This is a genomic window from Mesorhizobium sp. ES1-6, assembly GCF_020164775.1.
In the GTDB taxonomy this organism is placed as follows: domain Bacteria; phylum Pseudomonadota; class Alphaproteobacteria; order Rhizobiales; family Rhizobiaceae; genus Mesorhizobium.
Map to the genome: position 1 here is coordinate 400,114 of NZ_JAIUGU010000004.1, position 12,061 is coordinate 412,174.

The 12,061-nt window shown below is 64.6% G+C and carries 10 protein-coding genes; 2 read left to right on the top strand and 8 right to left on the bottom strand.

Annotated elements, in window-relative coordinates:
• The first annotated feature begins 4 nt into the window (after positions 1-4).
• Complete coding sequence (locus LB564_RS13955) at positions 5-1,108, top strand: alcohol dehydrogenase family protein (protein ID WP_224538517.1); 1,104 nt, start codon at positions 5-7, stop codon at positions 1,106-1,108.
• 130 nt (positions 1,109-1,238) lie between these two features.
• Complete coding sequence (hutH, locus tag LB564_RS13960; protein ID WP_224538519.1) at positions 1,239-2,735, top strand: histidine ammonia-lyase; 1,497 nt, start codon at positions 1,239-1,241, stop codon at positions 2,733-2,735.
• Positions 2,736-2,752: 17 nt separating this feature from the next.
• Here hutH and LB564_RS13965 read toward each other — a convergent pair whose 3' ends face one another.
• The 8 genes from LB564_RS13965 to LB564_RS14000 all read right to left on the bottom strand — a co-directional run bounded on the left by LB564_RS13965 (position 2,753) and on the right by LB564_RS14000 (position 12,041).
• Complete coding sequence (locus LB564_RS13965; RefSeq protein WP_224538521.1) at positions 2,753-4,195, bottom strand: NAD(P)-dependent oxidoreductase; 1,443 nt, start codon at positions 4,193-4,195, stop codon at positions 2,753-2,755.
• A 55-nt stretch (positions 4,196-4,250) separates the two neighbouring features.
• Positions 4,251-5,516: an NAD(P)/FAD-dependent oxidoreductase gene (locus LB564_RS13970; RefSeq protein WP_224538523.1), complete on the bottom strand. Its 1,266-nt coding sequence runs from the start codon at positions 5,514-5,516 to the stop codon at positions 4,251-4,253.
• A gap of 22 nt (positions 5,517-5,538) precedes the next feature.
• On the bottom strand, positions 5,539-6,321 hold the full coding sequence (locus LB564_RS13975) for an HpcH/HpaI aldolase family protein (RefSeq protein ID WP_224538525.1): 783 nt from the start codon (positions 6,319-6,321) through the stop codon (positions 5,539-5,541).
• 17 nt (positions 6,322-6,338) lie between these two features.
• Positions 6,339-8,033, bottom strand: a complete 1,695-nt coding sequence (locus LB564_RS13980; protein WP_224538527.1) for a GMC family oxidoreductase — start codon at positions 8,031-8,033, stop codon at positions 6,339-6,341.
• A gap of 14 nt (positions 8,034-8,047) precedes the next feature.
• Positions 8,048-9,526: an aldehyde dehydrogenase family protein gene (locus LB564_RS13985; RefSeq protein ID WP_224538529.1), complete on the bottom strand. Its 1,479-nt coding sequence runs from the start codon at positions 9,524-9,526 to the stop codon at positions 8,048-8,050.
• Positions 9,527-9,613: 87 nt separating this feature from the next.
• Positions 9,614-10,468, bottom strand: coding sequence for an amino acid ABC transporter ATP-binding protein (locus LB564_RS13990; RefSeq protein WP_224538531.1), 855 nt, complete (start codon positions 10,466-10,468; stop codon positions 9,614-9,616).
• Positions 10,465-11,148 (bottom strand): amino acid ABC transporter permease, encoded by a 684-nt coding sequence (locus LB564_RS13995; RefSeq protein ID WP_411910159.1) that lies wholly within the window; start codon positions 11,146-11,148, stop codon positions 10,465-10,467. Before LB564_RS13995 ends, LB564_RS13990 begins: the two co-directional genes overlap by 4 nt.
• A gap of 50 nt (positions 11,149-11,198) precedes the next feature.
• Positions 11,199-12,041, bottom strand: a complete 843-nt coding sequence (locus LB564_RS14000; protein WP_224538532.1) for a transporter substrate-binding domain-containing protein — start codon at positions 12,039-12,041, stop codon at positions 11,199-11,201.
• Positions 12,042-12,061: the final 20 nt, after the last annotated feature.

Genomic DNA, 12,061 nt, shown 5'->3' on the forward strand with positions numbered 1-12,061 from the left:
ACCCATGAATGCCATGACCAAGACGCTCCCCGCCACCATGGCCGCCGTGCTGCTCACAGGGCATGGCGGACCTGAAAAACTCGTCTACCGCACCGATGTCAAAGTGCCTGTCCCCGCTTCAGGTGAAGTGCTCATAAGGGTCAGCGCTTGCGGGATGAACAACACCGATGTCTGGGTGCGCCAGGGCGCCTATGGCACCGAGGAAGATGCCGGCGCGGTGTCGACCTGGCGAAGGCAGGGCAATACGCTTGTTTTCCCGCGCATCCAGGGCACCGATACTGTCGGCACCATTGCCGCCGTCGGCGAAGGCGTATCGCCCGACCGTATCGGCGAACGGGTGATGGTCGATTTCTCCATCTACAACCGCGACGACGATTCGCTGGCCGACATCGACTATATGGGCCACGGCCGCGATGGCGGTTATGCCGAGTATCAGGTGGTGCCAGCAGACAACGCGCATGTCGTCGACACCGATATGAGCGACGTCGAACTCGCCACTTTCTGCTGCGCCTACCTTACCGGCGAGCAGATGCTGGAACGCGCCGCGCTCAAGGCCGGCGAGCGCGTGCTGGTCACCGGCGCCTCGGGCGGCGTCGGTTCCGGCATCGTGCAGCTGGCGCGGGCGCGTGGCGCCATCCCCTATGCGGTCGCCGGCAAGGGCAAGGAACAGGCCGTACTCGACATCGGCGCCGAGGCCGTCATCACCCGTGGCGTCGCCGACCTGCCGCAAGCCGTGGCGGAGGCGACAGGCGGGCAACCGATCGATGTTGTCGCCGATCTCGTCGGCGGCGCGATCTTCAACGACCTGCTGCGCATCCTGCGACCAGAGGGCCGCTACACCACGGCCGGCGCGATTGCAGGCCCGGTCGTCCAGCTCGATCTCAGGACCATGTATCTCAAGCAGCTGCAACTGCATGGTTCGAGCCAGGGCACGCGCGCCGATTTCCGCCGCATCGTTGGGTATATCGAGGAAGGCAAGATCCGACCGCTGGTCGGCGGCGTCTACAAGCTCTCCGATTTCCACCAGGCGCAGGCCGATTTCATCGCCAAGGATTTCGTCGGCAAGCTGGTGGTGGTTCCCGACGCCGTCGCGGAGCGATCCGTCTGAGTCCAGAATCTCCCCTCGCCTGCCACTGTCATAATCGGAATGGCTTGCTGTCCAGCCAGCAAGCCGCCACAAACAGTGACGCCCGCCGCGCCATCGGCCCGGGCATCCGGTCACGGGATACAGGCGGGACATGACAGTTCGAATGATACTGCTCGACGCCAAGCCGCTCAGCGCGGCCGACGTTGCCGAGATCGCACGGCGCAACGCGCGGCTGGTGCTGGGCGAAGAGGCGATGCGCCGCATCCGGGCGAGCCGCGCGCTCATCGAGCACCTCACCGGGCTCGGCAAGCCGATGTACGGCGTCACGACGGGCCTCGGCGCCTGTGTCGACACGCCGCTCGCGCAGGCCGATCTGATCGCCTTCCAGCATAGCGTTCCGCTCAGCCACAGCATGGGGATCGGCCCCGCCCTTCCGACCGAGGCGGTGCGGGCGCTGATGACCGCGCGCATTTCAGGCATGGCCGCCGGCGGCACCGGCACGTCCGAACGCGTGGTCTTGGGCCTCGTGGCGGCGCTCAACGCCGGCGTCCATCCGGTGATCCCGACCTGGGGCTCGATAGGGGCGGCGGACCTCGCCCATCTCGGCCACATGGCGCGGGCGCTGCGCGGCGACGGCGAGATAGAATTCCAGGGCAGGATCATGCCTTCCGCCGAGGCGCTCGCGCTGGCCGGGCTCGAACCGCTCGATCTGCGCGAGAAGGACGGCCACGCCATCATCGTCGCCAACAGCCTGTCGACCGGCACGGCATGCCTGTGTCTCGAAGACGTTGCCAACCTCATCGACTGGGCGCTGGCCGCGGTGGCGCTCAACTACGAGGCGTTTCGTTCTTCCCTCACCGCGATCGATGAGGATGCCCTCGCCGCCCGGCCGGCCTTCGGTCAGAGCGAGATCGGTGCGCGGCTGCGTGCAGAACTCGCCGGAAGCGGTCTGTGGAAGGACAAGGCGGCGCGGCGGCTTCAGGATCCGCTCAGCTATCGCTGTGTGCCGCAGGTCTGGGGCGGCCTGCTGCATGCATTCGAACAGGCGAAGCTGGCGACCGAAATCGAACTCATCCATTCGGGCGACAACCCCGTAATCCTGCCTGGAGACGAACGCGTCGTCTCGAACGGCAATTTCGACCTCACGGCGATGACGCTGGCCTGGGAGCATCTCGGCCAGGCGCTCGCGCATTGCGCGGTCGGTACAGCCAACCGCTGCATGAAGCTGATGTCGCCGACAATCGCCGAGCTGCCGCGCTTCCTGTCCGCCAAAGGCGGCAGCCGCCAGGGCTACGCGGAACTGCAGAAACCGCTCGCAGCGCTAGAAGCCGAGATCCGGCATCTGGCCAATCCGATGTCGCTCAGCCCGCTGGCTGTCTCGGACGGCATCGAGGACCAGTCGTCGATGGCGCCGCGCGTGGTGGCAAAGACGACCGAGATCGTCGAGCGGCTGCGCTACCTCGTTGCGATGGAGCTGATCTTCGCGGCGACGGGCGTGGAGCTGCGCGGGGTCGTCGACAGCATGGGCGAAGGACCGCAACGCACCTTCGCCGCCGTGCGCGCGCTCGTCAGTCCGCTCGACGATGACCGCGAGATGAGCACCGACATGACGCGGGTCGCCCGCATGGTGGCCGGTCCCCGGGACTGAGAAACTCCAGCGACGGCCTATTGCTGAAACGGCCCCCTGAGATTGAGGTTCTCGGCCAGAAGGCAGAAACGGTCGATCAACCGGACAAGCTCGTCGCCCTGTCCGGCGGCAATCTTGCCCCGTTCGGCAGGCGGGGTGTCCGAGAGCGCTTTCCACAACCGGCTTTGCCGATCGCAGACATCGGCCAATTCAGCGCAGTCGCTGGCGGCCAGTTTCAAAAAATGGTCCGCCGTCACCGGCCCGATGCCGGGGGGCGTGGTCGCGCCAAGGGAAAGATAGCCCGGCGGCACGGTGCCTTTCGCATTCGTCACCGCGTTTCGGCGGACGACATCGAAGATCTGATCGACGGCCTGTTTGGCGCCGGCGACGCGCGAGGGATGATCGGTGTCGGCGGCGGCATGCGGGAGCAGCTCAAGCCTGGCGCCATGCTTCTCGACGAGGCCGAGATAGGGCAGCATCGGGCCGGACAGGCTGCCGGTCGAGGCATCCCTGAACAGATCGGCATCGATGGCGGCGTGGCGTAGCCGGCCTGTATTCAGAGCTTCATCAAGAGCCTCGATGTCGACAAGCTCGCCGCGATCGTAGTTGACCAGCACGGCGCCCTTGTTCATGCGTGACAGGACGTCCGCGCCGATGAGCCCGGCATTGGCGTAGCGCCCGGTCTGCGCATCCTGCTTGCCCAGGCCGACATGGACGCTGAGCACATCGGCGCCGTCAGCTGCTTCGACAAGGTTCGGCGCAAAGGCAAAGCCCTCGACTTCTATCCAGTCGCGATGCCGAGGCCGCGCATGGATCACCACCCGCATGCCGAAGGCGCGGGCGAGCTTGGCCACCTCGCGGCCGATATTGCCGTAACCGATGACGGCGATCGTCTTGCCTTCGAGCTTTTCGGTGGGGAAATCGCGCAGTTCCCTGCCGGTGTCGAAGGCGCCTCGCGCGACACGGCTGTGCAGCGTGTCGACCGGCAGATCCGGCAGCACTTTCAGGATCGCCTTCATCACCATCTGCGCGGTGGCGCGGCTGTTGATGCCGGGCGTGTTCATCAGCACGGCGGTGCCGCCCTCGCCACTGCCGCCACCCCACGAGCGCGAGCCCATATTGCCGGTGCCGGCGCCGATCCGCACGCCGGCCAGCGGGAAGACGGTTTCGGCGGGGAGGAAGGTCGCGGCGGCAATGACGGCATCATAGCGGCCGTCGCCGGCGGCTACGATCAGCTCCTCGCGGGTGCTGAGATCCGGCTGGTAGAAGAAATGAACGCGCCCGCGTTCGAGAGCATCCTTGTCGGCAAGTCCGGTCGCATGAAAGCGGCCGCCCTTGGCTTCGATATGGGCACGCACCTCCGAAGGGTCGGGCTTTCCGTCGGCGTCGAAACGCAGGCCGATCAGATCGCAGATCAAAACGGTGTAAGCGCGTTGCGGATCGATCGACTCGACGGCGTGTGTGTCTGTGGTCGCGGTCACGTCGTTCCCTTCATGCAGGACGGAAAGGCCTGCTGGTGAAGCAGGCTCTGAGCACTCAGAACCTATCCGCCCGGAACGGCGTGAGATCGATCACCGGCGGCAGACCAGCGGCGAGTTGCGACACGATCTTGCCGGTGACCGCGCCGCCGATCAGGCCCTGATGGCCATGGCCGAAGGCGTAGATGACGTTCCTGGCCCGCGTCGCGCGGTCGATGACCGGTATGCTGTCGGGCGTGCCGGGGCGATGACCCATCCAACGGGTGACCTCGCCGACCTCCAGCCTCCTGAACATCGGCCGCGCCTGCTTGAGGAGCACATCCGCGCGGTTCATGTTCGCCGGCGCCTTCAGGCCGGCGAACTCGACGTTGCCGGCGATCCGCAAGCCGTCCTCCATCGGCGAGGCGACGAATTTGCGGTCGGCCGAGATGGTCTGGATGCGCAGGCCCGTATCGGCGCCCCTGGCCATGATGTGGTAGCCGCGCTCGCTCTCCAGCGGAATGCGGTCGCCCAGCTTGCGGGCAAGCTCCCCAGACCAGGCGCCGGCGCACAGCACCACGGTTTCGACGGGCATGCGCCTTCCATCTTCGAGCCGCAGCGCCGAGGGGCCATTGGCGGCCATGTCGAAGCCGATCACCTTTGCCCTGACGAAACGCGCACCTTGACGCGCCGCATGCTCGGCGAGTTTCGCGACAAGCCGACCGGGGTTGGGGCACTGTCCCTGCTCGGGCAGATAGACGGCGCTCTTGAAGATCGGCGCCAGGGCCGGTTCGAGCTGCCGGATTTCGTCGGCGTCGAGGATATCGACCTTGACGCCATGCTCGCGCCGCAGGCCGAGGCCGTATGCACCTTTTGCCGGTCCATCGGCCGTTTCATGGACGAAGAGCTGGCCGCGTTTCTGCAACAGGTCTTCGCAGCCGGCGGCCTTGATCAGCGGCTCGTAGCACTCGAATGTGTAGCGGTGCAGCGCACGCATCGCTGCCGAGATTTGCTCGACGCGCGGTTTACGGCTCGCGGCCAGGAAGCGCAGCAGCCAGGGCAGCGCGTGCGGCAGGTAGGCCAGCCGCACGATCAACGGTCCTTCCGGGTCCATCAGCCATTTCGGCCCATTGTGAAGCACGCCCGGCATCGAATTCGGGATGCAGGATCCCGGGCAGATGCCGCCGGCATTGCCGAAGGAGCATTGCTCCTCCGAGCCCGGCAAGGCCGGATCGACCACCTCGACGGCAAAACCCTGCTCGATCAGATAGTTCGCGGTGCAGACGCCGATGATGCCGGCGCCGATGACCGTGACCTTGCCGCGCGGCGTGCCTGTCGATGTCATGGCGATCGATCCGCAGTCCCGATCAGGGCGCGATCGCGCTCGGCGTGCCGGCGCGGAAGGCCGGCAGCGAGCGCGAGACCATCTGCTGCAACATGCGGAAGTCGGAGAGATAGGCCATGAAGCGGTAGCCCAGCTTACGCATGTCGACGCCATAGGCGACCGAGCCGCAATGGATGCCCGGAATGACGCCGGCCTCCTTGCATTTGGCGGCGATGTATTCGATCGCCTCGTAGACCGCGGGATAGCGCGGATCGAAGCCGGGCGCCTCGCCCATCGTTACCGCGAGATCCGAGGGGCCGACGAAAATGGCGTCGAGGTTGGGCGTCTTCAGTATGTCTTCGAGGTTCTTCACCGCCTGCTCGCTCTCGATCATCGCCATGGTGATGACGGTGTCGTTGGCGTGCTGGAAATAATCCGCGCCGGCGTAGAGCGAGGCGCGCAGCGGGCCGACGCTGCGGCCGCCCTTGGGGAAATACCGGCAGGCCTTGACGAACGCGTCCGCTTCTTGCGCCGTGTTGACCATCGGGCAGATCACGCCATAGGCGCCGGCATCGAGCACCTTGCCAATGATCGCCGGATCGTTCCACGGCACGCGCACCATCGGCGTCGTGTCGGTGATCGAGATCGCCTGCAGCATCGGCACCATGTCGACATAGTCGGTGGCGCCGTGCTGGAGATCGATGGTCAGCGCGTCCCAGCCCTGCTGGGCCATCAGTTCGGCCGAGATCGACGAGGGGATGCCAAGCCAGCCGGTCACCACTTCGCCGCCAGCGGCCCAGATGTCTTTCACCTTGTTCTTGCGCATGGAATTCAGGTCCTTTGCTACTGTCGGGAATTCAGGATCAGGTCCGCCGCCTTTTCAGCGATGGCGATGGTGGTGATGTTGGTGTTGGCGGCGACGATCGTCGGCATGATCGAGGCATCGACGACGCGCAGGCCCTGCACGCCTCGCACGCGGCATTCGGCGTCAAGCACCGCCAGCGGATCGCCGTCGGCGCCCATCTTGCAGGTGCCCGAGACATGCCAGCCCGACCAGACGGATTGCTTGACCCAATCGGTGATCAGCTCTTCATTGCCGAGCATCGCCTGGATGCGGTCGGTGGTGCCGAACTTGCGCTTGAGCAAGGTTTCGCGGAAAAACGGCGCATAGTCGAAGAGGTAGGCCGCGGTCGCGGTCTTGATCCAGTTCGACGGCTTGCGGACGCTGAGCGCACGCGCCTCGTCACTGTAGCCCGCCAGGAACCAGGTGTTGACGTGCTGCTGGACGTCGGGCGATTGCATGATCCTGCAGATGCGCTTGAAGCCGTCGACCAGACGCATCAGATCGCGGCCGTCGGAAGCCAAGTTCAGATCGACGATCGGCTCGTCGGTCTGAACCGACGACTTCAACGTCACGGTGCCGCGCGAATAGGATTTGTTGACGCAGACATTGAGTGCCCCCATCGCTTTGCCGAGAGGATGCCAGCCGGCGCGGTTGACCGGCATAAGGAGCATGTCGCCCGGATGACAGTCGGCGTGGTTGGAAGAGTATCTGACGCCTAGGAAGATATGGCGCCGCTGACCGGGTTTAAGGCGCGCGGATTTCCTGAAATGCGCGCCGACGGCCAGATGCGGATGGTCGGTGAGGTTCTCGCCGACACCGGGACGATCGGCGATCACGTCGATGCCCAGCCGCTTCAGCTGCGCCGCCGGCCCAATGCCCGCGCGCAGCAGGATGGCCGGCGAATGCAGGGCGCCAGCTGAAACGATCGTCTCACCGGCACTGTAGGTCCTGGTCTGGCCTGATATCGTGACCCTGGCGCCGGTGATGCGCGTTCCCTCGGTCACCAGCCCTTCGACGAAGGCATTGGCGAAGATGTGCAGGTTCTTGCGGGCGCGCACCGCGCTGTCGAGATAGCCGATCGCCGTCGACACGCGGCGGTCGTTCTCGTTCGACAGCGGCAGCGGGAACGAGCCATCTTCGAAGCTGGCATTGTAGTCCGGCCTATAGGGATATTCGCTTTCCGTTACCTTAAGGACGGAGCGGGTGAAGCCCGCCCAGTCCTGGGGAAAGACGCGGCGGATCGGAATGCGTCCGGTCTTGTTATGAAGCTCGCCGTCGAAGTCGAGATCGCGCTCGAGCTTCTTGAGGTAGGGCAGCATGCCGTCCCACCCCCATCCGGGCAGGCCGAGCCCTTGCCATTCGTCATAGTCATGCGGCAGGCCGCGCACGGCGAACTGGCCGTTGATGCTGGAGCCGCCGCCCATCACCCTGGCCTGTTCGAGCTTGGCCGTCTTGACCACTTGCGCGTTCTGCTTGGGCGAGCGGTTGAAGACGCGCAGTTCCGTCCAGTGGTATTTCGGGTCGAAATAGGAAAGGCCGGGATAGCTGTCGGCGATCACGTCTGGAACATCGTCCGGCGGGGTGTCGGGTCCGGCTTCGAAGAGCGCCACCTCTTTGGTGCCGTTTTCCGAAAGACGGCTGGCAAGCACGGCTCCAGCCGAGCCGCCGCCGACAATGATGTAATCGAATTGCATGGACTTCAGCTCGCTCAGGCGTAATTGGCCCAGATGGCCTTCTGGCGCAGGAACGCCTCGATGCCGGCACGGCCCATATCCTTACCAAAGCCGGAGCCCTTGTAACCGCCGGCCGGATAGGTGAATTCCGGACCGCGCCCATGCTGGTTGATCCAGACCATGCCGGCCTCGATCGAATCCGCCGCCTTGAGCGCCTTCTTCAGGTCCGTGGTGTGGACGCTGGCGGCAAGCCCGTAGACCGGATGCGCGGCCTGCGCGAGCCCCTCCTCCAGGTCGGAAAAACTGCGCACCGTCAGAACCGGGCCGAAGAACTCATCCTTGAAGCCGATATTGTCGTCGGAGACGTTTTCCAGGATCGTCGGCGCGTAGAAGCTGCCTTCGTTGCGGCCTTCCAGAACCGTGCCGCCGGTGACGACGGAGGCGCCCTGGCTGACGCTTTCGCGAACCATCGTGTCGATGCGATCGAGCTGCTTGCGGCTGATGATCGGCGCGAAGGTGGTCGCCTCGTCCCAGGTCGGGCCGGCCTTGATCGCCTTCGTCCGGGCGATGACGCGTTCGACAAGCTGGTTGGCGATCTTGTCCTCGACGATCAGCCGCGAACCCGCCGTGCAGACCTGGCCGGCATTGTCCATGAAGGCAGCGGCGACACGGCCGGCGACCGCGTCGATGTCGCCGGCATCGGCCAGCACCAGTTGCGGGCTCTTTCCGCCGAGTTCGAGCGTGACCGGCTTGATGCCGGACTGGGCGGCAAGCGTCATGATGGCGGCGCCGGTCTGCGTCGACCCGGTGAACGAGATCTTCAATATATCGGGATGGCGCACGATTGCCGCGCCCGTCGTGTGGCCGTAGCCATTGATGACGTTGAACAGGCCCTTGGGAAGGCCGGCCTTGGCGGCGAGCTCGGCCAGCGCCAGAAGGCTGTGCGGGGTCAGTTCCGACGTCTTCATCACCACCGCATTGCCCGCGGCCAGCGCCGGGGCGAATTTCCAGGCTGCGGTGATCATCGGAAAATTCCAGGGAACGATCGCGCCGACAATGCCATAGGGTTCATGCTTGACGATGCTCAGCGCATTCGCCTCGGTCGAGGTTACGGTGCCTTCGATCTTGTCGCAGAATTCGGCGTAGTAGCGCACGACGCCGGCGGTGCGGACCGCGTCGCGGACAATCGTCATCGAGATCAGGCGGCTCGACCCCATCGCTTCCAATTGTCCGAGATAAATGGCGTTCTCTTCGATCAATGCGGCGAAACGCATCAGCACGGCGGCGCGGTCGCGCGGCGCGATCCTCGCCCAGCGGCTTTGCGCCAGAGCCATCTTCGCGGCGTCGACGGCTAACTGCACCGCGGCTTCGCCGCCGTCGGTGATCATGCCCATATGCTGAAGATCGGAGGGGCGCAGAACCTCGATCTCCGCGCCGGGCAGCTCGACATATTGGCCGCCTATGTGATGGCCCCTGGGGATGGCGACTGCGGCCGGGTCGAAACTCAGTGTCATTGAATGCTTTCCTTCTGCGGCCGAGGCGATCGCATGGGCTGGAACGAACATCGCATCGGCGATGTCGCTTGATGGTTGCGGCAGCGATCAGGCCTTCTCGGCCTCACGCGCCTCGAGGAACGGGCGAAGCAGGTCGGCCGCTTCATGGAAGCGGCCGACGAACGTCTTCAGACGCGGATGTTCAGGATGCAGCAATACCTTGGCGGGCGGGCCCTGTTCCGCTACCAGTCCCTGATCGAGGAATACCACCCGGTCGGCGACCTCGAAGGCGAAGCCGAGCTCATGGGTGACGATCACCATGGTCATGCCGCTTTTGGCCAGTTCCACCATCGCCTTCATGACCTCGCCGACGAGTTCTGGATCAAGCGCCGAGGTCGGCTCGTCGAACAGCATCACCTTGGGCTGCATGGCCATGGCCCTGGCAATGGCCACACGCTGCTGCTGGCCACCGGAAAGCTGGCGCGGATATTTGTCCACGTGCTGCGCCAGGCCCATCAGATCGAGCAGTTGCATCGCCTTCTGGCGTGCCTGCTCCTTCGGCTTCTTCTTGACGATGACCGGGCCTTCCATGACGTTCTCCAGCGCCGTCATGTGCGGGAAGAGGTTGAACTGCTGGAAAACCATGCCGGTCTTGGAGCGGATACGGTTGACCTCCTGGGCCGGTATCTGGGCGACGCTCTTGCCATCGGCCTGCCTCATGAACAGCGTCTCGTCATCGATAACGATGCCGCCGCTGCTCGGCACGTTGAGCAGGTTGATGCAGCGCAGGAGCGATGTCTTGCCCGATCCGCTGGCGCCGATCAGCACGACCACCTCGCCTTCGACGACCGACAGGTCGATGCCGTTGAGCACCCGCTTGTCGCCGAACTTCAGGCAGATGCTCTCCAGCCGCAGGACCGGTTTGCCGCTTTTTTCGGGGTTATTCGATTGGGTGATGCTCATTTTACGCTGGCCCCGCTCTTTTCGAGTTTCCGCGACAGGAGCGTCAGCGGCACCAGGATGATCAGGAAGATGACGCCGACGGCGGTGTAAACTTCCATCGGCCGATAGGTGAAGCTCGAGATGTAGCTCGCCTGATAGAGCAGGTCCGGGACCGTGATCATCGACAGCAGCGTCGTGTTCTTCATCTGGATGATCGACTGGCCAGCCAGCGGCGGGATCATCTTGCGGAAAGCCTGCGGCAGGATGATGCGCCGCATGCGCTGGCCGTAGGACATGCCGATCGCCGTCGCCGCATCGGTCTGCCCGGGATCGACCGACTGAACGCCGGCGCGCAGGATCTCGGCGTAGAAGGAGCCGACATAGCAGCTCAGCCCGATGAAGCCGGCCCAGAATTTCGTAACATTGATGCCGGCGAAGATCGGGAATGCGTAGTAGACCCACAACAGCGTGACGAGCAGCGGAATGTTGCGGAAAAACTCGACATAGATCTGGCCGAGGACGACCAGTGGCTTGAACGTGCTCAGCTGGATAAGCCCGATGAACAAGCCGATCAGCATGCCCGCACCGATGGTGATCACGGTGAAGTAGAGCGTCATCAGGAGGCCCTGCCAGAGCAGCCCGATATTGTTGGTTATGACGGTGTAGTCGAACAGCATGTTGTCCTCACTGGTGCGATGCACGTCCAGTGGCGGCCTGACCGCCGCACCAGGCGGCGGTCAGGCCGTTGCGATCAGAAGGAAAAACCTGCCGGAAGGATCGACAGGTCGATGCCCCGGGCTTCCCACGAACGGGCAAGCTTGCCCTGGGCGAGGCCGAGCGAACGTTCCTGCAGGATCCAGTTGGTCAGGAAGTTGATGTAACCGGCATTGCCGGGCTTGCGTGCGACGGCAAGCGTTGCCGGGTTGCGCAGGATCGGCTCGGGAAGCGAGACATTGCCGATCTTCTGGTTGGTGATCTGCAGCGCATCGAAAATGGACAGCACGACACCATCGGCGCGGCCAGCCTGGAGTTCCATCAGCGCCAGGCCGCGATCTTCCACCGGCGTGACCTTGGCCTTCGGCAGCAACGCTTCGGCGACGACCTGCATGGTGCTGCCCTTCTGCACGACGACGGTCTTGTCCGGCGAATTGAGTTCGGCCCAGGTCTTGACCGGCTTGCCGGGAGGCGTCAGCACGGCCCAGGCGTCGGTGAACAGCGGCTCCCAGAGATAATCGACGACGAGGCCGCGCTTCGGGTTCGGATTGACGCCGATGGCGATGTCGATCTTGTTGGACTGGAAATCGGCGGCCAAATTGCCCCAGGTCGTCTCGACCGGTTCGAGCTTGACGCCGAGCTGGGTCGCGATCTCGCCCAGGAATTCGTAGTAGAAACCGCTCCACTGGCCGGTGGCCGGATCCTTGATGTAGCCCGGCTCCTCGCCGGTCATCACCGGAACCTTGAGCACGCCGCTGGCGCGGATCTGGTCGATGACGGCGGATGGATTGTCGTCGGCCGAAGCGGTGATCGGTGCCGTGAGCAGGCCGAGGCCAATGGTCAAAGCGGCCATGAACGTACGCAGTACTGTCAGTTTCATCTCATTCCCCTTTTCTGAGT

Bases quoted from the DNA above. Each gene is read 5' to 3' on its own strand.
- LB564_RS13955 (WP_224538517.1), top strand. From the start codon at position 5: ATGAATGCCATGACCAAGACGCTCCCCGCCACCATGGCCGCCGTGCTG.
- hutH (WP_224538519.1), top strand. From the start codon at position 1,239: ATGACAGTTCGAATGATACTGCTCGACGCCAAGCCGCTCAGCGCGGCC.
- LB564_RS13970 (WP_224538523.1), bottom strand. From the start codon at position 5,516: ATGACATCGACAGGCACGCCGCGCGGCAAGGTCACGGTCATCGGCGCC.
- LB564_RS13975 (WP_224538525.1), bottom strand. From the start codon at position 6,321: ATGCGCAAGAACAAGGTGAAAGACATCTGGGCCGCTGGCGGCGAAGTG.
- LB564_RS13980 (WP_224538527.1), bottom strand. From the start codon at position 8,033: ATGCAATTCGATTACATCATTGTCGGCGGCGGCTCGGCTGGAGCCGTG.
- LB564_RS13985 (WP_224538529.1), bottom strand. From the start codon at position 9,526: ATGACACTGAGTTTCGACCCGGCCGCAGTCGCCATCCCCAGGGGCCAT.
- LB564_RS13990 (WP_224538531.1), bottom strand. From the start codon at position 10,468: ATGAGCATCACCCAATCGAATAACCCCGAAAAAAGCGGCAAACCGGTC.
- LB564_RS14000 (WP_224538532.1), bottom strand. From the start codon at position 12,041: ATGAAACTGACAGTACTGCGTACGTTCATGGCCGCTTTGACCATTGGC.